The organism is Bacillus fungorum, from assembly GCF_002746455.1.
Classification (GTDB): domain Bacteria; phylum Bacillota; class Bacilli; order Bacillales; family Bacillaceae_G; genus Bacillus_A; species Bacillus_A fungorum.
This window is the reverse complement of sequence record NZ_NWUW01000008.1, coordinates 123,264-146,202: the sequence shown is the minus strand read 5'-3', so window position 1 is coordinate 146,202 and position 22,939 is coordinate 123,264. Positions and strand designations below refer to the sequence as shown.

Here is a 22,939-nt window from a genome sequence, read left to right as displayed (position 1 = left end):
CTTAATAAGTTTATTACTTTTTACAGTTAACATAATATATATTATAGGTAGTTATAGAAACAAAGCAATACCAGGTATCAAAAACCAAGTAAACTATACTTAATGAGACAGGACGGGGATTTTTAGTGAGATTCACACAAAATCTTATCTAAACGAATTTCTACAGTTTTTATCATTTATTTTGCTATAAATCCATCAAAGCAAATTTTAAACGATTATTAATTAAGCTTTAACGAATCAAAAATATTTTTGATCGACAAGAAATTTTTTATACAGAAAAATTATTTCTATACAAAATATAAATTATTAAATTCATTTTATGTTTTACTTAATGAATTTATATTGCTATTCACACACGTTTTATAACTTTAGATTATTTGTTGTTATTTCTGTTATTTACGCTTGACTTTTATTGTACTTATCATCCTTCATTCTAGTTAACATAACGTTTATTTTTAACGTAAAAAAATCTCCCTCACCTTCAGGAAGATTTTTTAGCTTGCTATTATGTTATTTGTACCTTTTTAGTAGCAATCCCAGTTGTAAATAACATTGGAAAAATCTAGATTTAACAAATCATCTTTTTTTATAAAGAAATTAGCAACACCAGAATCTCCCCACATAATATTTAATGAATCATCTGTATCGATTTGTAGCAATAATATATCATGTTCCTGGTATTTTTCTTCCCATTCCCTTGGATCTGTCTGTGTGAAAAATGGATATCCACCAATTTTATGTCCTTGATCTTCACATAAGTCATCATACAGTTCGCCTAATTCTGTATTATTTTCTTCATCAACGATTTCTTCCCAATCAATGTTATCGCTAAAAATCTGCTCAAATCGATAATCTCTTGATGTTACGGGTTGATAACCTAATTCAAACTTTAATTTCGCTGCTTCAGGTATGATAAAGTCCTCTAATTCTAAAGTGTTTAAATAACTAAAATCAGTAATAACCTTATTTAAATCTTCTATAATTGTAGAATGATAAATAATTCGAAAGTCTTCTTGGATTGTTGGATGGTCAAAATCTGCTCCGAAAAGCTCATCCTCAGCACTTACGAAAAACTGTAACATTCCCTTTTGTGGCATATATTCAACATGCGGCATTTCTTCAAAGTTTAGTTGCGCAAGTAACATCATAGGTTGTCCATTTGAATCTTTCGGATGCTCTTGATCTATAGGTAAATAAGGATAACCACCAAATTTACTTTCAAAAAGAGTTGTCTCAGCTAATGTTCCAGACACCTTAATATACGGTTTTACACTTTCTTCTAAAATACTACGATACTGCTCTAGTTCTTTCGGAATTTGAAGTTGAAACGTGTTCTTCATCACATTTGCCTCCCTTTCATAATGAATTGAAAATGCCTTACTTAATTATATAGCAAGAGATAGCTTCATTGAAAATTGTTAAAAGTCTGTTTTCACCCTCGTTTTTTGCGCACTTGGTGGACAAAGTAAATTATGTTCTAAAACCTTTTTATTAATAGTTCGAGTTAAATCCGCTGCTTCTGCAGTATTTGTATTTTCTTGTAGTCTTTCTTTTAAATCATCAATTTCCTTTGAAAGTCCAATCCACCTAGGTAAAACATGATTATTTTTCAAAGTTCTATACAATTGCTTTTCAGGATTGTACGAAAGGTCTTTATCAAGATTAAGAGGTTTCCCTTTACCAGGTAAATTATCAAAAGACCCTTTCTTTTCTGCTTCTTTAACGATAGAACTAATATGATCCTCATACGTAAAGGACCAAACTTTCTCATCTTTTACTAAAATCTCTTGCTTTTTTAGTTTTTTATCTAGTTCTTCTTGCTTCATAGATTCTCTCTCCTTTTTATTTTTTAGTGTCGTTTTTGTAAATTCCAATGCCCTTAATCCATCGAATAGCTTTTCTCGCCACCACACGCTATCATGACCGCCTCGGAACTTTTGGGCGTTTCTTTTCTTCTAAAGCTTTATATAGACGTCTATTAGCCGTTAAAAGGGGTTCGTTTTCAAGTGTACCTACTGCTATGTAATAATAGAGATGAGTCGCATTAAAATCTATTGATGAAATTTGATTTTCAATCCAAGGAATTGTATTTTCATAATCATCCTTTTTCCAATGTACGGATCCAGACATTGACAACACATTCCCAAAAATATGCGGATTTTGAAGTGCTGCATAAAAAGCTGCTAAGCCATCAAGACTGAAACCAGCAATTGTTGTATAATTCTTTTCTTGATATACGTGATACTTAGCTTGAATCCACGGAAGTAATTCCTTCGTTAAAAATGTATTCATTTTATCGTTATAAGTTAGCTCTTCTAATCGATCAACAGGATCTATAGCAACAGCAATACAAGATGGGATTTCTTTTTCGTAAATTAAATAATTAAGTGTTTTTGCGATTGAAAGGTTATGAATGAATTTCCATCAAATACAATGAGAAGTTCTTGAAGATGTGAAGTGTGAGAATAATCATGAGGCGTATAAATATAAATTTTACGTGTGTTATTTAAAATCGAACTATGAAAAGAATATGTTTCAATTCTACCAGATGGATAATGATTTGAAGGAAAACGACTGCTATACTGCACATCCATACCTATTTTTAACACAGACGCTTTATTGGTACCTTCTCCAAAGGTATTTTCATTAAATTGGTCTAATCGATACTGTTCACTACGCTTTATCCAATTATTTTCGAAAAAATCATTTACTGTAAAATAATAAGTTGAATTTAACTTTATCTCATGCAAAAAAAGTATACAAAGCTTTCTCGTTTCCATTTTTCAATTGATTAATAAACTCCTCTAACTTAGGACTAATTATTGAAGTCACCCCTTTTCCTCCTCTGTATTACCTATATAAAAATTGCTTTAGGATGTTATGTATCTATTTAAGTTATTTATTAGAAAGTTTATTAATTGCTTGAATAGAAAGTTCCAACGCTTTTATCCGTCTTGTTAAAAGTGTTCTTTGAGGACTTCCAGCTTTAGACTTATCATAGGCCTTCTCTATTGATGGGAGCAAACCAGCAAGGATATTACGAGCTTCTGCTAGCTCTTCTTGGCCATACTGGTGACTTCTTTGATTCCAAACGTTTTCTAGTACTGCTAACCCTATGCAAACAGCTTTAAGTCGTTTTTTCACTAATGTAGTATTGGCACCTTTTTGAGTCATTTGTGATAGTGCATTTTCAAATTTACAAATAGTCGATTGTAAAGATTTTATTGATTCCGATTTATCTATATTTGATACGTTTTCCATGTTAACGTTGTCCCTTCTATTTTTCTGACTTATTTTGTTTAATGTTTGATAAAATGAGTACTTAATTTTACTCGAAATATTTTAACATAAATAACTAACTATATTCGAGTTGGACAATAAATTAAAGGAAAACGGTCACTAAACGCCTCTTCCTCCCTTACAGCATTCTATATGTACTTCTTTGTTCACATTAAAATCCCTATATAAACAAGGTATAAATTTTGTATTTTTTATGAACAAAAAACGCACATGTAATGTAACCTGTGCGTTTTTGCTTTTATTCAGTAAGGTAATAAAGTAATAGCTTTCGGGTCTTTTCATAATTCATGAAATCTCTATACAAAATGGGATACTTAACAATTTCAGTTTCTAGAAAACGATATTGTGGAAACCACTCGAAAAACGATTTCCTTAGCCACTTTATTTGATTAAACACAATTTCCTGTTCATTGTTATTAAGCACGTAACTTAAAGTACCTGCTGTATGCATCCAATAATAATTTAAATCAGCGCTTATACAATCATCTTCTGTAAACATATTATTAAAATCTTTTCGTATTTTTCGAATGTCACAATTCGGAAACGGTTTATGCAGTGGACTATGCATTTTCTGCAATTCATTAAAAATAACCCTTTTTCCTAATTTCAACTTTTTACCCCTCTATTTCTCCAGCCAATTTAATAAGTTTTCATAATGATATTGAGCATCTGCATACCCAAGATTATATAAATTAACGAGTTTTTCTTTATTTCTCTCTATACCGCTTATAGGAAGTTGTACACTTGGTTGAATGACATAAAAGTTGTCTTTTTGTTCTATTTGATTCATATAAGATATCGTCTCATTATAAAAACGATAATGTTCTACTAAAGATTGTGCGATATTCGGATATTTCCTATATAAAATTTTAGCCAGGCCTGAAAATTTATTTCGCTGCTTCTCATATCCTTCTGACTTTGTCATAATAACAACGTTCTTTTCATAACCATCAGTTTGAGCTTTCAAAACCGGTATAGGATCTATAATCCCTCCATCTAACAATTTTCGATTATCATATTCTACAGCAGGCGCTATAAATGGAACAGAGCTAGATGCACGAATGATTTTTAAAATATCATTTCCATGTTCTGTTTTATTATAATAAACAACTTGTCCTGTTTCGCAATCAGTCGTTCCTATAACAAACTGTTCATTTGAATTTAAGAAAGTTTGAAAATCAAATGGAACAATTTTATTAGGTACTTCATCAAATAAAAAGTCCATTCCGAATAATTCACGTTTTCTAATCAAATTTCGATAAGATATATATCGGTGATCTGACACTAGCTCTGTATTTACTTTTTTATTTCTCCCTTTTTGACGTGATAAATAAGTTGCACCCATACAGGCTCCAGCGGATACGCCGACTACATACGGAAAGAATAATTTCTTTTCCATAAAATATTCGAGTACGCCTGCAGTATATAAACCTTTCATTCCTCCGCCTTCTAATACTAAACCGATATTTTTCATGCTATATCCCTCTGCTTCTTTTTTCTTACTTACATATTAGCACAAGATATTAAGATGAGGTTATGTAAATGAATTGCAACAATAACCAGAAACTACTAAAGTAATGTCATAATTTCTTAGTAAATAGCATGGTACAATATAAGTAACACAATCCACAAATAATGGAGGAGGAATTTCCTATGGGTTTATTTAGCGGTATTTTAGGAAATGCATCAAATGCGAGTACAGAAAGTGTAGAACGTGATTTAGAGAAGATTATGTTAGACGATGAAAAAGTTGAACATGCTTATAGATTAATTCGTGATTTAATCGTATTTACAAACCGTCGTCTTATTTTAGTAGATAAACAAGGGATATCAGGTAAAAAAACAGAATACCATTCTATCCCTTATAAAAGTATTACACAATTCAGCGTTGAAACAGCTGGGCATTTTGATTTAGATGCTGAACTTAAAATTTGGGTATCTAGTTTGAGCACGCCAATTACGAAAGAATTTAAAGGTGACGATAGTGTTTTAAGCATTCAAAAAGCATTGGTAACATATACGACGGAATAACGATTTTTTGTATATTTATTCATTTTAAAAATTACTAACCCGAATATTTTGGAAGTATATACATTAATTTTGTATATTTAATCTTAAATAACATAAAAAGGTAAAGCGTATTTCAAATGCTTTACCTTTCTTTTTTGTAATAAATCAGTGTAGTTTTATCATTTAGTTTCTTTATAACTTCTGTTCTTTTATACCCCATTTTTTCATATAGAAAACAATTTCTCTCTTCTTCTAAAATCGTAGCAAGTTCAAAACTCCGTACTTCTGGAAACATCTCTTCAATTAAAATGAGTACTTTTTGAGCGATTCCTTTTCCTTGATAGATTGGATGAATGAACATTGGACTGATCCAAAATTTATAAGGTATTTCTTTTTGGGATATACATATCGCTCCAACAAAGTTCGAATCTATTATCATCTTATAAAAGTTACTGCTGGGATTATTTATTCTAAATATAGTTTTTTCAATAGATTCATTTGCTGGGTTTGTTTCATAATCTTTATATTTATTTAATAAAGGGCTAAATGAGTCTATTTGCATTTGAAATAAAACTGCTGCATCAGATTCTGTCGCCTTCTCTAATGTAATATCCATGTTACCAATTTAGTCGCTTTCTTAATGAAGTTATATGAGCTGTATGATGACGTCCGTGCCATGCGTATAGTCCTATTGCAGCAGCAAGTTTTGTTTCACCAGTCTCTGGATGGTTAAATGTCTTTTCTAAATCTTCAAGTTCTAAAGAATATAAAAGGTTAACCCATCTTTTATGTAATGACTCTAACATTACTAGTGAAACATCTACTGGTAATTTAGAATCAGGTAATTCTGCCCACTTTTCTTCTTTATATGGTTTAATCGTTGGATTCTTTTCTGTTAGTGCTAATTTAAAGCGTATGTAGCTATTCATGTGGCTATCAACAACGTGATGAACTACTTGACGAACCGTCCATCCACCAACGCGGTACGGTGTGTCTAACTGCTTCTGATCTAAATCTTTGATAGCCTTCGTTAGTTCATTAGGTAAATCTTCAATTTCTTGAATCCATGTATCTATCATTTCTTCAGTTATAGGACGTTTGTATGTAAATTGCCCAATTGGATAACGTAAATCATTCATGAATAAGTCCCCCTTATTATAAGCGCGAAGTATTTCTCCAAATATAATGTACAAAATTCACATGCTCTCCATTTAATTGTACAGATGTTGTATCTGTTTCGTTTTGATAAGAAGAAAATCCGCTTTTTTCTAGTACAATTTGCGATGCAAGATTATTAGTAGTTGTTTTAGCATAAACCTCATTAATTTCATTATTTTTCGCTACGTCTAAAATTAATTTTACGGCTGCTGTTGCAACTCCTTTTTTAGTAAACTTTTCTCCGACCCGATAACCTAGCGAACTGATTCGAGTTTCCGAATCTATATCTACTAAATTTATTCGTCCTACAATTTCATTTTCTTCATTACGAATTAAATAAAAATAAGATTCTCCATCTGCCTGTTCTATTAATAAATCGTCTAGTAGTTTTTGAAAATATTCAAAATCAAAATATTGCGAGCCACGATTGGGTACCATTGTTTCAAAAAAAGACTTATTCGTAAGTTCAAACGTAAATAAATCCTTAGCATCGTGTTTCTTTAATTGTTCTATGTATATTTTCATCTCAATTACTCCTTCTATATCTACTAACTGTTATATATTCTTTTTTAATCAACTATTTTCCTGCTATTTCTTTCGTTTCAGTAACACAACAAGTAGCACTTTCGGATGAAATAGGTGAAATGGACTACGAATTAAATTCATCACTCTTACTAATCGAATATAAACGTCAGAGTCACTTGCAGATAGTTGATAGATTTGTTTCGTATACCAGAGCTGAAATTTTTGCTTTATCGTTAATTCTCTTTTTAGCTGCGGATGACGTGATATTTCCGTTATAGTCATTTCCCAAGGAGTTTGAATTATAGTAGCGGTCTTTTTATAAAATTGCTGTGTAAATGCTTTATCAAGCTTTTGTCTCCTTTGTAAAAGCAACTGCAACTGGTGAGCTTCCATAGCAGCAACTGAAACACCTTGCCCGAAAACAGGATCAAAACGACAATGCGCATCCCCAACTACTAATAATCTTTCGGGTAGATTATTCACTAAATCAAATCGTCGACGTACTTGATACGGAATTTTGTACGTTTTGATTTCTGAAATTGCTTCTGCTTTGTTAAGGAAATCTGTAACATTGGATATTGATAGGCATTCAGCAAAATTATAAAATTCCTCATCTGTTTGTGGTGCTTTCTCATTTGCATATCCGCTGAAAGTAACAAAATAACGATTATCCTCAATCGTTTGAATAAGAACGCCATACGGATTGTCAGGGAAACTTGGAGACATTAGCATATTACAACAGTCTAATTCCTCATTTTCTTTAAGTTTAAACATTCTAGTTGCGTAAAATAAATCAATACGTACTTTCTCTTCTTGCACTTCGATATTGTATTCACGTAACCACGCTATGCTTTTTGAACTAAATCCACTTGCATCAACAACAATATCTGCTTGCATTTCTTCTTGTGTGCCTGTCTCTAAACATTTAGCTTTTACTCCACATACTTTGTTAATCTTTTCATCTACTAATAATCCTTCAACCAGTGTTCCAAATTTACTGGTGATATTTGAAATTTGATGTATTCGTTTTTGAATATGCCATTCAAGCAAAAACCTACTTTGCTGAATCATATGTACTTCTCCTATGAATGGCTGTTTCCATAAACCAAATTGATGCCATTTTAAATCGCGAGTAAAGTTATTTACGATACTACCTGCTTCTATTAATTCGTTCGTAATATTAGGAAACAATTTTTCAATTGCGTTTCCTCCCCCTTTTAATAACACATGAGGATGATTACTTTGTGGAACTCTTTTTCTGGAAACTTTTCCATCCCATTTTTCGCCAGCTTCTATAATGATTACTTCTTTAAAAGAAGTTGATAATGCTTTCGCTGCCAGTTTTCCTGCTATACTTCCGCCAATAACGATAGCCTTATTAAACATATTTTCCCCCTTAATGAAAAAAGACCCTGCCTTGTATGAATGAAACAGGATCTAAGCGAATAGTTACTAAATTAAAACACATGAGTAAATTGCAATGTTAAAATTAAAATGCCTAATCCCCATACGTAATAAGCGAATACTTTTAAAGAATGACGTTTTAAATATTGAATCATCCATGAAACGGCTATGTAACCGAAAAACGCAGCTGATAACGTTCCGACAATTAAAGATGTGCTAGAAATAGATTCTGCTTTCCCTTGAAAAACATCTGCAAAGTGCAAAATGATAGCTCCGGCAATGGCTGGAGTTGATAATAAAAAAGAAAAGTAAGCAGCAGTTTCGCGGTCTAGCTTCCTCCATAATGCAGCCACGATAGTCATTCCAGAACGAGAAATTGCCGGAAAAATAGCAGCCGCTTGAAATGAACCGATAATAAATGCATCTTTATATGTAATGTCGTCCATTTTTTTACGACCATTCTTTTGTTTATCTGCCATGTAGAGAAAGAATCCTGTCACTAAAAACTCCCAACCAATCGTGATACCGGTTTTTGAAATATCTTCAAAGAAGTCTTTAAATAATAATCCGATTACAACTGCGGGTATCGTTCCGACAATAAGTAGTAACATAAGTTTTGAAAATGGATTTTTAATTAAATATATAAATTCTTTTTTGTAATAAATAAACACCGCAAGCAAAGTCCCGATATGCAGCATCGTATCTAAAAATAAGCCAGCTTCATCCAACTGGAACAAATGCCTTCCTAAATAAAGATGTCCGGTACTACTGATTGGTAAAAATTCTGTTAAACCTTGAATTATACCTAATATGAAAGCTTCTAACCAATTCATGATGGTCTCCTTTCTCTTTTGCTTGTACCAATATATGAGGGTTAAATTTTCGATATGAAAAAAACTATATTCTCTATGAATTTACTTTTAATTTATGGATATATATGTAAAGAGGATTGAGGAGGGTTATTATGTGGAAGCACACAAAATTCGGTAATGTATTACTTTGGGTGGGCCCTATCCTTGTATTTTTAGGACTATGTATGACAAATGTTATTTCAGATATTCCTTTCTTTGAGAGAAAACATAAAACGCTTGGTATTGTACTTATATGTATAGGTGTAATCTGTTTTGTTGTTGCTAATCATTTAAAAAAAGGAGAAAAATATGAAGACTAAATCTAAATAAAATAAAAAAAACAATCCCAATATTTGTACTAGGATTGTTTTTTTGTTACTTATTTATAGAATACTTTATCAATGTTATATTTTGCTTTGTATTCATTAATGATATATGTTTCGTAAATTTCTCTTTCTGTTGGATCTTCTACGATACATGCATCAATGCGGTATACTTCATCACGGTGATTTTTAATTGGTGAAACATTATCTTCAAAATGCTTCTTAATACGTTGTCTAATTTTACGAGCTTTACCTACGAAAAGAAGTTCGTCATTAATATTGTAAAACATAAAAATGCCGCCTTTATCTCTAGGGAACAAATGGAAATCGATAAATCCATTAATTGGAGTAATGATTGGCTCGTCTCCTTTAATAACTTGTTTACGTTCAGTAATTGAAACATCAGCTTCAGGAATATTAATTTTAATCAAGTTCATTCACGTCCTCTTTTATTATAAAGATAAATAATAGCATACATATGTAAGAAAAGCTATGTTCAGAGGCATATTTCATTTTATAATTCAAATATTATAGGTATATCATGTAAACTTTTCTTCCGAATCATATGATCACTTGATTCTCCCCAATAATACTTCAGTACATAACTAGGCTCTCCAAACTTCTTCGTCCATATACTTTGCGCTTTTTTGTATCCACTATCTAAACAGTATTCAGTTATTCCTCTGCTAAGTAACGTAAGAAACATTGTATTTAGTAGTAAACTCCCTATACCCTTTCTTTGATACTCTGGAAGTATAAATACAGTTCCTATTTCATACAACTCTTTAAGTGCGCCGCCTGTACAATTATTAATCAATGTACTTGCTGGACCAACTTCAATTGTTCCAATGATTTTATCATTATTTGTATCTATCGCTAATAAAAAGTAACGATTTTCTCCATTACTATCAAAATCATTTTTCAAATATCGCTTTTTCGAGTTAATTTCATTTTCTATGTCATCCAATAGTTGTGATAATCCTTCATTTTTGTATGTATTCGTAATAACGATACGAAAAAACAAATATAGTTCATCTACATCATTCAAATTCGGTCTTCTAACTGCAACGTTAGTCATGAATGCATTCTCCAATCCTCATTATGCCATTGTCAATACAACACTTTATATAATCTATTCATCATTATTCTGCAAAAACCTGCATAAATCCAACAGTATAGAAAGCTCATTATAAATATTGATAAAATAATTTTTATATCCATAGTTGTATGCACAGCAGGACCAAGTACCGGAAAGCGGAAAACATCGAGAACGATCATAATACCTATAAGTAGATAAGTGGCTGAAAAGGAAACAATCCAAATTCGCCTCTTTAATTTTAAAAAGATATGATTAGAGTAGTTCTGTTAGTATCAAATGAGTCGCATTCCTTTTTATTACAATTATGTATATAATATAATTATAAATAAACTAGGGGGCTACTTATGACACTTTTACTACAGATCATCTTACCACTTATATTTGCACTATATTTATTTACCCTCTATCGTAATACGGCTATTGGAAAAGCCGCTTTTCTTTTAGCAGTCATTATTGGGATTTTTGATTTAGAGAACATTTTTCAACATGCTAATCTAACAGATCATGTTATTTATCCATATTGGGGCAGTTTGAAGGCTGTTGTTATCGTTTTATCAGTCGTATTTCTATTTAAAAAAGGTGGTTTAACAGAACAATATTGATTTTTAATGCGGTACATATTTTCTTGTTAAATTGCTTTTATTTTATAAAAGAAGAAATATTTATGTAAAAACAAGAAGGGATGTGTTACATATGTCTATAAATATTATTTCAATAGTCTCTATCATAATATGGAGTGTGTTAATTACAGAACTTAAAAAACCTTCAAAAGAACAGAATGGACGAAAAATAGTAACTTTAGTAACTGCTGGTTCCGCATCAACACTTATTTTGACGGTTTCATTTATTCAAAATATCCCGTTTTGGAATTGATAGTGATATAACTAACAAAAATATGTATAAATAAAAAGATTAAGATTCACTCCTAATCTTTTTATATTTTTGGGTAGCACCACATGCCCAGCAAGCTAAGGTCTTGAAGTAACCCCTAAACAAAATTTTTAATTTTTCTATAGTAATTTATGTGAATTCAACTCGTTTTTGGGAACAATGCATTTCTTAAGTTTATGGCGATGTAGCGGGACACCCATTTGTTCAACTGATTACTTCATGAAGTTATAAAATTAGTACCGTACATATTAGACATATCTAAAATGTACGGTACTTTTGTTTACTATTGGTTCACTTATTTAACCTAAAGATAAGTATGTGATCTTTTTATAATTTGAATTTCTTTTTAAGCTTCTTATATTTTCTATACGAACGTCTAACAATATTTAACATAAAATACGGTATTTTAACAGGGAAAGGCAATTTATAAATGATAGGCAAATAAAATGTAAAATATGCCTTTTCTAGGTCTCTCCACTTACTATCTTCTTTTGTTTTTAAGAAATCAGATACATCGACCACATATCCCCTTCCTTTTTCCATCATCACATTTTTCCCATGAACATCACAAGGAGTTAATCCTTGTTCCCTCGCATACTCTAAAGCCTCATTGATATCAAGTATTACCTGCTTAGGAATTTTAATCCCCTTATGAATAGCGTCGTATAAGGTAATTTCTTTTAAACGTTTCAATACTATGAAATTTTTCCCTTTATATATAAGCTTTGAATAAGAAGGATGATTTCCAATTCTTCGGTATACTTCTGACTCTTTTTCAATTCCTTCTCCTTCTCGCGCGTAAACTTTCACTACCCAATCTTTGTATTCTCTGTGCATGAATACTGCGGCATAATTACCTGTCCCTAAACACTTCCAAAGTCTAGGAATATGTTTAACTACTACAGGCTCAAATTCATCCTCACTTCTTATGCTTACCTCTTTTAATAATTCGTTCTTTATCAATCCCACAAAACTATTTATACTCATCATTTCCACTCCGGTTTTGCTAAAAGGGGGCCTACCCACATTTTAACGAAAATATACACTAAGCGAATTTTAGCATAAAACGAGTCATCTTTCTTCTTAAAATAAAAAGATGACTCGTTCTATTTGAACCGTTGAATACTTAATATGTATTCTGCTATTCATAGTCAAAAACCGTACAACATAAAAATATTTCTAACTATTTTCATTTTTTCAGAGGCAACTGTATAGGGCTTTTCTTAATGCAGATTCTCTTAGTTCATTGGCCATGCCAAACCCATATTTGATTTAAAAAAAAGCGACACTAAGAAAAAACCCTTGCTACAAATGCAGTGTAGCAAGGGTTTTTTAATTGTTCAATTCTTGTTCCACTACTATCTTTGTTAGCTAACACTTTTATTGTTTTAATAGTCTTTTGTTTAATTCCCACAATGCTGTTTTGTTGCTATCCCATTTCAAAAGCTTTACTGCTTCCTCAAAGCATAACCATTTATAATTAAAGTGTTCTTTAGATAATAAGATGTTTTTTGTAGGGACTTTAACTCCAAAAGAAAATTCTTTTATTACATAAACGTCTTCTCCCCAAAGGAATCCTCCAACTACATCCTCTACTGGTAGTGAAGACACAGAATCTAATTGTATATATGGACATTCTCTTGTAATACCAGCTTCTTCAAACGCTTCCCGTTTTGCTGATTCAATAGGAATCTCACCGTATTCTCCACCACCAGCTATTCCTTGCCAATAACCATAATCACTTCGGTTAAAAATGGCATATTGAATAGAATCGTCAGTTTTTATATAAGGAAATATCAACACTTGATATGGTGCTCTCATTGCTTAACCTCCTCCCCAAAATAAGCTTTAAATAAATATGAATAAAGAGCCGACATCACAATTCTACATGAATAATGCAGGTTTATGGTGGCGGCCCTCATTTTTAAAGGATTTTATTTTTCATAAACAGGCTAACACCTAACGGAGGAAAAGCCTGCTTATTTACTGTTGAATTTGCTTAGTGTAGATTTTTTCCAAATGTTAGCAGTACCCCATGTTATTCAATTGCCCCAGCAACGTCATAATCATTTAAATCTAATTCAATTGGTTGTCCCAACGCTAATTTAGCAAGTTCTGATCCTAAATATGGACCGGCAGTTAAACCTGAAGCACCTAATCCGTTTGCAACGAGAATACCTTCAAAGTTAGGAAGCGGGCCAATTACAGGTAAGAATCCTGGCGTAAATGGTCTGAATCCAACTCTCGTTTCAAGCATGGTAGCATTTTCTAAGCCAGGTGCAACTGTTAATGCTTTATGGAATACTTCATTTAAACCACCAGCCGTTACCCGGTGATCGAAACCAGTATCATTCTCATGTGTTGCACCAATTACGACATGACCATTGTCAAATGTTAAAATGTATTGGTCATTTGGTGGCATAACAACTGGCATATTTTCTGTTGCTGTATTTTCAATTTGCAAATGTACAATTTGTCCTTTTTGGAACGTAACTAAGAAATTAATTCCTAATGGGTTTAAGATTTCGTTCGCCCATGCGCCTGCAGTTACAATAACCTTTTCTGCTAAAATTGTTTCATCGTTTACTTTAACTCCCGTAATACGATTACCTTCACGGACTAATACTGCATCGCCTTTTATAAAAGTTGCACCATGTTGTTTCGCAGCACTTATTAATGCTTTACGTAATAACCTTCCGTTTACTCGTGCAGCACCACTAATATGTACAGAACTATATTCATCTGATAATGCTGGGAATAATTTTTTCGTTTCTTCAGCTGATAAACGAGTGATTTCACCAATCTCCGGGGCATCTTCACGGCGTTTATACGCTCGCTCTTCCATTTGATCTAGTTTTTTCTCATCAGTATGTAAACTAATTGCACCTACACGGTTGTAACCTGTATCCGTTTCACCGTCTTTTTCTAATTGATGAATTAACGAAGAATAGTAACGTGCACCGCCTTTAACGATTTTATACCATGCTTTATTACGACGTTGCGAAAGCCATGGACAGACAATACCTGCTGCTGCATCGGTTGCTTGACCTACTTGTTGACGATCCACGATAGTAACGTTCGCGCCAGCCTTAGCAAGATGATAAGCAGTAGACGCTCCTAAAATACCAGCTCCAACTACAATATACGATTTCATTTCAAACACCTTTTCTCTTTTGCTAATTATTTAAATATAAGAACATCCCTTAGTATACTGGAAGGACTTCTTTTTTCAATGTGCCAAGCGCAATTAATTGTTGCATCATTGTGACTTTCCTAGTCTTATTTTTTCTTTTTACGGAATAATTCAATTGTTTTATAGCCTTGCGAAAGGATTTCAACCATTTTCTCAAGACGTTTTTCACGTGTTTTTTCTTGTTTTACAGAAAAAAGATTACGTGCCCAATCTTTTTGATATCCAGGTGTTAAACTTTGATAAAACTTAAGTTCATTCGGATAATTAGCTAATAAAGCTTCAACATCTTGAATTCGATCTGCATAATCAGCTACACATTGGCTCATTGTAGGCGTTTTTGTCGCTTTTTTCGTTTCTCGCTTTAAACCTACAACAGTAAAAATGTCATCCATACTTACCATTCGCGCAAATTTAATATTGCTTTCTCCTACATATCCATCTTCTCCAACGTTTAATGCTGGAAACATCTCATCACGGTGAATAAACGTACTGTAGCGAGAATTACCTTTTTTCGGATATGCGAAGAATACGTATCCTTTTTCAATCAATAATTCTTCATTACTTATAATATAATTCGTTTGTTTCACCATTTCATCCAGTGTTTCTACAAAAATAAAAATGGCATCGTGTTCTTTTGAAAATACAGTTTCTTTACCTGTAAAAATTTCGTAATCACTGGGTTCATTAATAACAACCATATTCGTATACTTATTAAGTTTCAATTTATCGATAACTGACATAAAAAATCTTCCTTTACATTCAAAATTCATTGTATATACTTTTTCATACCGTTCTAGTGTATTATATCTATTAAGAAAATTAAACTTTAATAGTTATTTAAAAGCAAAATTAATAAAATAGCCGGTTCTGCATAAGAACCGGCTAGCTATTTGCTTCATCATAACTCAATAGCAAATAAAGTATATAAAAGCTCTCTATATTGATCTTCTGTAATTTCACGTTTCGCTTTTTCACCATGAATTATTTCCGTTAAACTAGTATTTGTTAAAGAGACATGGCCAGAGTCCGTCAATTTGACTGCAATTGGGCCCTTATTGAAAATAGATTTCTCATCTTCTATTACTCTTTTTTGAACATCATTCACTACTGTCTCATCAATGATACGATTATAAAAAGCATGACAAACTTTCCACTCACCGTTCGTATCTTTTCTTTCTAGAACGTGATTCCCTTTACTCGTATCTTTTCGTCTCACTCGATACGTACCATTTTTAGAAGAAACAGACTCACCAGTAAAAGGTACAGGGACTAGAGGAACTAATGAAGCAATACCTACATCAATTACGTATCGTACATTGTCATAATTTAGAATAATCGTTATATGTCCATCCTCAAGTGCCCAAGCGTTTATATCATTTTTATATACGGTACCTAATGCAAGTTGTACATCATAACCACAATCTTTTAAAAAGTAGTAAAAAAGAGTATTTAACTCATAACAAAGCCCGCCGCGGGATCTAGTTAAAATTTTATCCTGTAAATTTTCCATAGTAATTGTATTCGTATTACGTGCTATAACATCTAAATTCTCAAATGGTATAGTGTGTGCAAATGCAAAGAGAATTGTATTTAATTCCTCAAATTTCACTTCAGTACGCTTTGCAAGATTCAATCTTGTAAAAAGCTTATGTTGTAGACTTATCATAGTCAGCACCCCTTAAAATGTATAAGTTAAAATAATATATGCTGATTGTAAATTTGATGGGGTACTGAAACAATGTACATTTCGTTTAACTGTACCGGTACAAAAAGTCTAACCCACAAGATTACTTAAGATAAGAAGCTACGAATACAAATTTAATAATTTGTCTATAGGTAAATTAATATGATTGCTTAAATCAACAAAATACTGAAGTTGCCACATTTGGCTCTTTTTAGCTTGATTGCTGAGAGGGTTATCCCATATAGGATAAATTCTCATAGCCATCTTGCCTTTTTGATTTTGTGTTCTTAAGATTTTTTCCTTAAGAAGAATCTCTTTAGGCAAAATAAATTGTCCTAGTTTATTATCATCTATACAAGTGATAACTAATAAGTCAGGAGCAGTGTCATAAGAAAACGCTTGATTTTGCATATTGTCATCTTTTTCCCAAAAAGAAACAAATTGACCAATTTTATTAGGAGTAATTTTGGATTTTCTAAAACGAATGGTTTTGTTATTTAAGTGAAATAAACATCCTGCATATTCTGCGTTTTGCTTTTCTTCTTTTACATTCGTAATCATTAAATTGTTAGGTTTGTAAACTATATTGTTTAAATTTTTGATCGTATCGTTATAATTGTTCAAGAAAACTCCCCCTTTATTCATTTCTTAGTTTACCACAAACATTAGTTCTTCTATATCGTATATAATCATGAGCTAAGTGAAATGGGGGAATTTAGCAGGATATAATTATTACCTTAATGTACTTAGTTTTTCAATTGCTTGTTGTTCAGTTGCTAAGTAAAAAATATCTTTACCTTTATTACATTCATAAATAAAGTCCTTTAAGCTTTTACTAGTATACATAGAGAAATCCCCAACAATAGCAAACTTTACCTTGTCGTTTATAAACTTTTGAAGGATATCGCCCGCAAGACGTGTCTTTAGATTAAAGAAATCTTCGCTTATTAAAGATTTATGGATAATAATATGTTTCGCATCTACCTCATATTGAACTGTTGCCATAGTATCTAATGCAGATTGAACATCGGATATTAATACCTTATCGTTTCTAATGACCGCAATATTGATTCCATCGATTACTACTTTCTTTATTTCCATAGTCCCACCCCTTTATAATTTACACAGTATGAGTAAAATTGTTTTACAAAACTTCGTATTAATCATAGATAAAATAGCCGCAGCTATTAAAATGGCCTCTATTTTTTATAACTAATACGGTCAATGAAATTAATGATAGTTTCTCTTTTTTTTATATTTTTGAATATATATATATGGAATTACTTTTACTTGTTATAAAAATATTGTGGAGTAACATAACTTAACAAACTATCCAAAGTGTTAATCTCGGCATATGGTTGTATTTTGGTAGTATTCTTGATTTTCTGAGGGTTAAACCACACACCTTTTATATTTACATTTTGAGGACCAGCAATATCCTTTTCTAAGTCATCTCCAATAAATAATACATCTTCTGGTTGCACATTAAGCTTATTTAATGCTAGTTCGAATATACGTTTATCAGGTTTACTCAATCCCACTTCTTCAGAAATAATAATCGTATCAAAGTAATTGTTTAAATTCGTGTTAATTATTTTGGCCCTTTGCCTTTGAGTTGAGCCATTTGTTATAATTCCAACTTCAAAGTGCTTCTTTATATGATTTAAGAAATGAATAGTATTTTTGTCTATTGAAAAACATTTAGGAAAATTATTATTCCAAAAATCTTGGAGGTAATTGCGTGGTAATCTATACTTCGGCGGGAATACATCAAACAATGATTCTAAAACTATCGTTTTATCACTCATGCCGTATTCCCTTTTATCGTATTCTTTGAATTTCTGTAACATATTGTTTTTGACTGTATCACTAACATCCTCATAACACTTTTCTAAAACAAATAAAAACAATTTATCTACTGCCTTATCCCTATTAAGTAACGTATCATCTAAATCAAACAGCATAGCTTTATAACCCATCAAATAAATTCACAACCTTTCTATATTTCCTAGTTCTCATCAAAAGTAATCAAAAACAATTCATATCAAAGAACTCCTAATAGAACGATATTCTAAGAGTTAAATCAAAAATCCTTTTTCTGTTTGTTAATTGATGTGAAAGTATAAGATTTCGACTAAGGTAGTAGATGAATTTTTTAATTGTGATTTCGAACTTTCAGATTAATTCGAAACTCTTTTGTGATAAGCTGTACTTAAAGATTAAATATAAAGGATGATTCGTATGCAAATTAGACCAAAAGCAAGTGAATATAATTCCTATTATGCAACGTATATTAACTTAGTATCAGACGGAAATATCATACATATTTTAGAACATCAAATAAAGGAAACGAATCTTTTATTAAAGAAGATTTCTGATGGTGAGGGACTTTTCCGATATGCTCCTACTAAATGGAGTATAAAAGAAGTAATCGGCCATATTGCAGATACAGAACGTATTATGGCGTATCGCTTGTTATCTATTGCTCGAGGCGAGACAGCAGAACTTCCAGGCTATAACGATGATATGTATGTTCTTAAAGCTGCTTTTGATAAGCAATCTATGCAAGATCTTGTTGATAATTTAATAGTTGTTCGCCAATCTACCGTGCATTTACTGAAAAGCTTAGATAAAGACACTTGGTTACAAAGAGGAAATGCGAACAAATCTGAAGTTACAGTTCGTGCATTAGCATACATCATAGCTGGACATGAGCTTCATCATCTACAAATTATAAAAGAACGTTATCTAGGTTCTAATGCATATCCAGTAAGTTAATGTTTGAAGAAAAAGAGTCCCATTTATGTAGAACTCTTTTTCACTATTTATAAAATTCACCACATATGATGCAAACTAGCCTTTATACATAATTTTCTTCAGACTGATATACTATAAACACAATGGTTCTAGAGAGGTAATGATTTTATGTATGAACAACAAAATAATAGGGATAGAGATCAAAAAATGATGTTTTTTATGCAAGGAGTTCCCACAAATAAAGTTAACATGAATCAATTACCAAAATGGATTAGACTCTTTGGCTATTGTGCGTTTGGTTGGATGATACTATTTAGTTTAATTATGATTGTAGGTTTAATTCTACAATAACGATACATTTAAAATGTTAACGGGACAGTATTTAGATCATACGTCTAGGTAATAAAATAGTTTATTACCTAGACGTACTACCTATTCTTTTTCGTCTTCTTGGATGTAAATAAGTATATTGGATGTCTCGGCCCATTCAACTTGTGGAGAATAGTAATGAGGATGATAAAGGACTGTACTCACAATCCCTTTGATTTGTTTTTGAATGGTAAAACTTGTTTCTCTACTCTTTCATATTGAGTAAGTAATTGCCTAATAAAAGATAATTTCGGTACTAACCAATACGAAATTACCGCTGAAATACACCCTATTAAAGCTCCTACTGCAACATCAAAAGGATAATGAACCCCTACCCAAATACGTGAGATCGCTACACAAAGTGCAAGTATAAGCCATAGCCATCCACTTTTTTTACGAACAAGCCAAAACGAAAAACAAATCGAAAAAAAGAGAATCGTATGGTCACTAGGAAATGAATTATCTATAGCATGGTCGACAAGTTTATTAACATCAGGCAATACTGCAAACGGTTGATAATTCAGATGAAATTTCCCTGCTATTTTTCCAATCACCTCAGCAATTACAAAAGCAACCATCGCTTGAATAACCATCATCCTACTTTTTCTGGAACCAGTAAACCAATAAGCTAAAATAATTAAAGCAAAAATATATACCATATATTCAGCCAAAAATACCATGGTTGAGTTTAGGAATGAATATTGTTTACCTAAATCATTAATTGCTTGAAAAATATCAATATTGAATTGAGAAAAAGACATTTCAAATCCCTCCTTTTTAGTAAGGTGTTTTACTGATTGCCATATACTTTCATTACATGAATAGTTTTGATTATTGTACTCATCTAAAAAATATCAACCTCTTATGACATCGCTTTCTTCTTTTTTACTTTAATAAAAAAAGAACAAGGAAAACATCGAACTTTCTTACAAACATTCGTGCATTCTTACAGTTTTGTCATTCTCTCGTCACTTTGTAAATAAGTTCATCGTCTTGCCTTTTTCTATATTCATAAACCCTTATATTAGCAACTACGGAAACTCTAATTATACATAAAAAAAGAGAAGAACCTTGTTGAGTTCTTCTCTTTTTATTTATTAAATTGTAATATAATTACAGTATGTGAAATTATACTGTTTTAACTTTAAAAGCGAAGTGAAAACAACCTTCCTCCACTTTTGGCATTTATTTAATCGGTTTCTCTGTTTTTAAAACTAATGAACTTAATGCAGGAACTTTAATTTTATTATCGCGGACAACATATAGTGTTTTACTACCTGCCTGTTTACCGTCTACTAGTACTTTCCAAGGACCTTTCGATGGAAGCGTTATGTCAACGGATTCCCTATTTGCATTATGAGCCACCATAAAGTATTCGTTTTTATTCCCATAGCCCTTTCCATCTATTGAATAAGCTACAACATTTTGGAGGGCATTAATAAAAGATGTCGCAACTTCTTAAAGATAACGCGCCTAATTATTGCTTAGTCAGTTTATTTTCAATAATACATTGCTACGTAAAAAAACAGCTAATATCCTGCAAATGGCATTAGCTGTTTTTCATAATGTAATAATATAGGAATGATAACTATGTTTCTAACTTACTTAATTTTTACTGCATCAAATGCCTTTTGTACCGCTTGAACTTCTGCTGTATTTGCACCATATTTATTAGTTGCCACTCGAATACATGCTGATCTCAATTCTTTGAAATTAGAAGTCATATTTAACTCATCTGTATTTGCATAATAGAAGATATCAAACATTTTATCTTCACCAATCCCTTTAACAGTTACACCGTTATGAGTTCCGCCTTTTGCAATGAGATATGCAACTTTATTAATAATGTTTGAATTAAAATGAACGCCACCTTGATCCCATCCATTAAAATCGTTAAATTCACTGTAATCATCTGGATAAGGTACTCCAAGTGAAGATGAAACAGAAGCTGGATTTTCCATATCACGGAAGACAGATCCAGTTTGTTCTCCCATCGTCCAGTTAAAGCTTCCATTATTTACGTATTTCTCAATAGATGTTCCCATAATATCAGATAAAGCTTCATTAATCGCACCAGATTCACCGTAATATTCAAGATTAGATTCGCTAGAAGTAACAGCATGTGTAAATTCATGTCCAGCTACGTCATATGCTTTGACGATAGGATCTCCATATACAAGCATACTTCCATTATTAGCACTTAACGCATTCTGCCAATTTTTCGGATCATTCGTATCTCCAGAATCCCAAGCATGTACAACTGAAACTACCTTTTGTCCCTTATTATCAAAACTATTACGATTGTATTTATCTTTATAAAAGTCAAATACTTTTGTTGCTAAGTAATGAGCACTTACTGCTTTTGGATCGTTAAATGCTGTCGAAGTACTAGTTGCTAATGTACCAGGATAATAGCTTTCTTCTTTAGTAATATCTCTGTAATTCACGTCATATGTTTCAATTCCTTGCCCTCTTGTATAATCGGCAAGAGCATATTTGCCGTTACTTTGTTTAGAAATACCAAATGTACGTGATATACCTAAATCATCTTTTCCAGTACCAGTTAATGATGTAAGACTGCTTTTTTTACTTTGCTTTAAGGCTCCAACTAGTTTTTCACTTGCTTTCAAGTTAGATTCTTGCACCATATTTTTTAACATATCACCATTTTGTGCATTTACTAAATACGTTCCGGAAACATAGTTTGGTGTTGCCGCTTCAAATGTAACCTGGTATGCATTGCTAGCTTGTCCATTATTTTCATCAACAAAAATAACTTCTTTAACTTCTGGCTCAGAAATAAAATTGATATCGTTCCCGTACTTCGTATAAATATATTGTTTCGCTTCATCTTTTGATAGATTGATAGGTTTTTTCAATTCTTCTTGTTTTAAATTTTGTGCGCTATCGCCTGAAACGCTTTTAATAACACCGTTATTATCTACGTGTGCAGTTAATTGATGGCCATATACTTCTTTTCCTTCGTATGTTTGCTGTATACGTACAAGTGTAGTCCCATCATATGAACCACGTTTTTGAAGAACTTTATAATCTACTCCTGTTTCTCCATTGACTTGCTTTGGAGAAAGGGCTTGTTCTGTTTTCTCCTTAAGAGCATCTTTTACTACATTCTCTGGTGCTTTTTGTGAAGGTTGTGTAAGTTCACCCGAACGGAACGATTCCTCCTGAATTTGAACTTGTAGTTGATCTGGTTCCTCTGCATGACCTACTCCATATGGTGCTACTGCTGTTAAAGCTAAACCTGTTGTTAATGCTACCTTAGTTAACGTCTTTTTGTTTTTCATTTTTTCACCTCGTATAATTTTTAAAATAGAAAGCTTGTACAAAGTATACTGTCTGTTTCTGTCGAAAAAA

The 22,939-nt window shown here is 31.9% G+C and carries 27 protein-coding genes and 4 pseudogenes; 6 read left to right on the top strand and 25 right to left on the bottom strand.

Annotation, left to right across the window (positions count from 1 at the left end; genetic code table 11):
• Positions 1–524: 524 nt before the first annotated feature.
• The 6 genes and pseudogenes from CO726_RS14235 to CO726_RS14205 all read right to left on the bottom strand — a co-directional run bounded on the left by CO726_RS14235 (position 525) and on the right by CO726_RS14205 (position 4,774).
• On the bottom strand, positions 525–1,340 hold the full coding sequence (locus CO726_RS14235) for a YwqG family protein (RefSeq protein ID WP_099684687.1): 816 nt from the start codon (positions 1,338–1,340) through the stop codon (positions 525–527).
• A 78-nt stretch (positions 1,341–1,418) separates the two neighbouring features.
• Positions 1,419–1,826 (bottom strand): DnaJ family domain-containing protein, encoded by a 408-nt coding sequence (locus tag CO726_RS32440; RefSeq protein WP_245916641.1) that lies wholly within the window; start codon positions 1,824–1,826, stop codon positions 1,419–1,421.
• A 91-nt stretch (positions 1,827–1,917) separates the two neighbouring features.
• Positions 1,918–2,832: pseudogene (locus CO726_RS32435) on the bottom strand (alpha/beta hydrolase).
• A 63-nt stretch (positions 2,833–2,895) separates the two neighbouring features.
• Entirely contained in the window at positions 2,896–3,261 is a 366-nt protein-coding gene (locus CO726_RS14220) for a hypothetical protein (RefSeq protein WP_099684685.1), read from the bottom strand.
• 277 nt (positions 3,262–3,538) lie between these two features.
• A complete protein-coding gene (locus CO726_RS14210) occupies positions 3,539–3,910 on the bottom strand; it encodes a YxiJ-like family protein (RefSeq protein ID WP_099684684.1) in 372 nt (123 codons plus the stop codon).
• 12 nt (positions 3,911–3,922) lie between these two features.
• Positions 3,923–4,774 (bottom strand): patatin-like phospholipase family protein, encoded by an 852-nt coding sequence (locus CO726_RS14205; protein ID WP_099684683.1) that lies wholly within the window; start codon positions 4,772–4,774, stop codon positions 3,923–3,925.
• Positions 4,775–4,953: 179 nt separating this feature from the next.
• Here CO726_RS14205 and CO726_RS14200 point away from each other — a divergent pair, with 179 nt between their 5' ends.
• Positions 4,954–5,331: a PH domain-containing protein gene (locus tag CO726_RS14200; RefSeq protein ID WP_099684682.1), complete on the top strand. Its 378-nt coding sequence runs from the start codon at positions 4,954–4,956 to the stop codon at positions 5,329–5,331.
• 121 nt (positions 5,332–5,452) lie between these two features.
• Here the strand turns inward: CO726_RS14200 and CO726_RS14195 are convergent.
• From CO726_RS14195 to CO726_RS14175, 5 genes and pseudogenes are all read right to left on the bottom strand, one after another.
• Positions 5,453–5,926: pseudogene (locus CO726_RS14195) on the bottom strand (GNAT family N-acetyltransferase); the annotation flags it as partial.
• A 1-nt stretch (position 5,927) separates the two neighbouring features.
• The gene (locus CO726_RS14190) at positions 5,928–6,449 is read right to left on the bottom strand and encodes a YfiT family bacillithiol transferase (RefSeq protein ID WP_000999077.1); all 522 of its coding nucleotides are present in this window, start codon (positions 6,447–6,449) and stop codon (positions 5,928–5,930) included.
• A 16-nt stretch (positions 6,450–6,465) separates the two neighbouring features.
• Positions 6,466–6,993: a GNAT family N-acetyltransferase gene (locus CO726_RS14185; protein WP_099684680.1), complete on the bottom strand. Its 528-nt coding sequence runs from the start codon at positions 6,991–6,993 to the stop codon at positions 6,466–6,468.
• Between the two features lie 63 nt (positions 6,994–7,056).
• Positions 7,057–8,379 carry an NAD(P)-binding protein gene (locus CO726_RS14180; protein ID WP_099684679.1) on the bottom strand — a complete coding sequence of 441 codons (1,323 nt, stop codon included), beginning with the start codon at positions 8,377–8,379 and terminating at the stop codon, positions 7,057–7,059.
• 71 nt (positions 8,380–8,450) lie between these two features.
• Positions 8,451–9,230, bottom strand: coding sequence for an undecaprenyl-diphosphate phosphatase (locus tag CO726_RS14175; RefSeq protein ID WP_099684678.1), 780 nt, complete (start codon positions 9,228–9,230; stop codon positions 8,451–8,453).
• Positions 9,231–9,361: 131 nt separating this feature from the next.
• Between CO726_RS14175 and CO726_RS14170 the strand changes: the two genes are divergently transcribed.
• Positions 9,362–9,568: a hypothetical protein gene (locus CO726_RS14170; protein ID WP_099684677.1), complete on the top strand. Its 207-nt coding sequence runs from the start codon at positions 9,362–9,364 to the stop codon at positions 9,566–9,568.
• Between the two features lie 59 nt (positions 9,569–9,627).
• Here CO726_RS14170 and CO726_RS14165 read toward each other — a convergent pair whose 3' ends face one another.
• The 3 genes and pseudogenes from CO726_RS14165 to CO726_RS14155 all read right to left on the bottom strand — a co-directional run.
• The gene (locus CO726_RS14165) at positions 9,628–10,008 is read right to left on the bottom strand and encodes a nucleotide excision repair endonuclease (protein ID WP_071719478.1); all 381 of its coding nucleotides are present in this window, start codon (positions 10,006–10,008) and stop codon (positions 9,628–9,630) included.
• Positions 10,009–10,085: 77 nt separating this feature from the next.
• On the bottom strand, positions 10,086–10,649 hold the full coding sequence (locus CO726_RS14160) for a GNAT family N-acetyltransferase (protein WP_099684676.1): 564 nt from the start codon (positions 10,647–10,649) through the stop codon (positions 10,086–10,088).
• Positions 10,650–10,681: 32 nt separating this feature from the next.
• Positions 10,682–10,915, bottom strand: a pseudogene (locus CO726_RS14155) (hypothetical protein); the annotation flags it as partial.
• A gap of 99 nt (positions 10,916–11,014) precedes the next feature.
• On the opposite strand from CO726_RS14155, the gene CO726_RS14150 reads away from it, so the two are divergent.
• Complete coding sequence (locus tag CO726_RS14150; protein ID WP_099684675.1) at positions 11,015–11,272, top strand: hypothetical protein; 258 nt, start codon at positions 11,015–11,017, stop codon at positions 11,270–11,272.
• Between the two features lie 91 nt (positions 11,273–11,363).
• A complete protein-coding gene (locus CO726_RS14145) occupies positions 11,364–11,543 on the top strand; it encodes a hypothetical protein (protein ID WP_099684674.1) in 180 nt (59 codons plus the stop codon).
• A 345-nt stretch (positions 11,544–11,888) separates the two neighbouring features.
• Here the strand turns inward: CO726_RS14145 and CO726_RS14140 are convergent, their stop codons facing one another.
• From CO726_RS14140 to CO726_RS14105, 8 genes are all read right to left on the bottom strand, one after another.
• The gene (locus tag CO726_RS14140; RefSeq protein WP_136699632.1) at positions 11,889–12,557 is read right to left on the bottom strand and encodes a protein kinase family protein; all 669 of its coding nucleotides are present in this window, start codon (positions 12,555–12,557) and stop codon (positions 11,889–11,891) included.
• A 384-nt stretch (positions 12,558–12,941) separates the two neighbouring features.
• Complete coding sequence (locus CO726_RS14135; protein ID WP_099684672.1) at positions 12,942–13,382, bottom strand: NUDIX hydrolase; 441 nt, start codon at positions 13,380–13,382, stop codon at positions 12,942–12,944.
• A 217-nt stretch (positions 13,383–13,599) separates the two neighbouring features.
• A complete protein-coding gene (locus tag CO726_RS14130) occupies positions 13,600–14,715 on the bottom strand; it encodes an NAD(P)/FAD-dependent oxidoreductase (protein ID WP_099684755.1) in 1,116 nt (371 codons plus the stop codon).
• A gap of 125 nt (positions 14,716–14,840) precedes the next feature.
• The gene (locus tag CO726_RS14125; protein WP_099684671.1) at positions 14,841–15,494 is read right to left on the bottom strand and encodes a YdeI/OmpD-associated family protein; all 654 of its coding nucleotides are present in this window, start codon (positions 15,492–15,494) and stop codon (positions 14,841–14,843) included.
• Between the two features lie 158 nt (positions 15,495–15,652).
• Complete coding sequence (locus tag CO726_RS14120) at positions 15,653–16,420, bottom strand: arylamine N-acetyltransferase family protein (protein WP_099684670.1); 768 nt, start codon at positions 16,418–16,420, stop codon at positions 15,653–15,655.
• Positions 16,421–16,558: 138 nt separating this feature from the next.
• Positions 16,559–17,083, bottom strand: coding sequence for a MepB family protein (locus tag CO726_RS14115; RefSeq protein WP_099684669.1), 525 nt, complete (start codon positions 17,081–17,083; stop codon positions 16,559–16,561).
• An 87-nt stretch (positions 17,084–17,170) separates the two neighbouring features.
• Positions 17,171–17,539: a DUF4180 domain-containing protein gene (locus tag CO726_RS14110; RefSeq protein ID WP_099684668.1), complete on the bottom strand. Its 369-nt coding sequence runs from the start codon at positions 17,537–17,539 to the stop codon at positions 17,171–17,173.
• Positions 17,540–17,724: 185 nt separating this feature from the next.
• On the bottom strand, positions 17,725–18,417 hold the full coding sequence (locus CO726_RS14105; RefSeq protein ID WP_136699630.1) for an HAD family hydrolase: 693 nt from the start codon (positions 18,415–18,417) through the stop codon (positions 17,725–17,727).
• Positions 18,418–18,679: 262 nt separating this feature from the next.
• Between CO726_RS14105 and CO726_RS14100 the strand changes: the two genes are divergently transcribed.
• On the top strand, positions 18,680–19,216 hold the full coding sequence (locus tag CO726_RS14100; protein ID WP_099684666.1) for a DinB family protein: 537 nt from the start codon (positions 18,680–18,682) through the stop codon (positions 19,214–19,216).
• A gap of 147 nt (positions 19,217–19,363) precedes the next feature.
• Positions 19,364–19,546: a hypothetical protein gene (locus CO726_RS14095; RefSeq protein WP_000273224.1), complete on the top strand. Its 183-nt coding sequence runs from the start codon at positions 19,364–19,366 to the stop codon at positions 19,544–19,546.
• Between the two features lie 179 nt (positions 19,547–19,725).
• Here CO726_RS14095 and CO726_RS14090 read toward each other — a convergent pair whose 3' ends face one another.
• The 3 genes and pseudogenes from CO726_RS14090 to CO726_RS14080 all read right to left on the bottom strand — a co-directional run bounded on the left by CO726_RS14090 (position 19,726) and on the right by CO726_RS14080 (position 22,869).
• Positions 19,726–20,325 carry an undecaprenyl-diphosphatase gene (locus CO726_RS14090; protein WP_099684665.1) on the bottom strand — a complete coding sequence of 200 codons (600 nt, stop codon included), beginning with the start codon at positions 20,323–20,325 and terminating at the stop codon, positions 19,726–19,728.
• A gap of 424 nt (positions 20,326–20,749) precedes the next feature.
• A pseudogene (locus tag CO726_RS14085) lies at positions 20,750–20,998 on the bottom strand (hypothetical protein); the annotation flags it as partial.
• 167 nt (positions 20,999–21,165) lie between these two features.
• On the bottom strand, positions 21,166–22,869 hold the full coding sequence (locus CO726_RS14080; protein ID WP_099684664.1) for a M4 family metallopeptidase: 1,704 nt from the start codon (positions 22,867–22,869) through the stop codon (positions 21,166–21,168).
• Between the last annotated feature and the right edge of the window lie 70 nt (positions 22,870–22,939).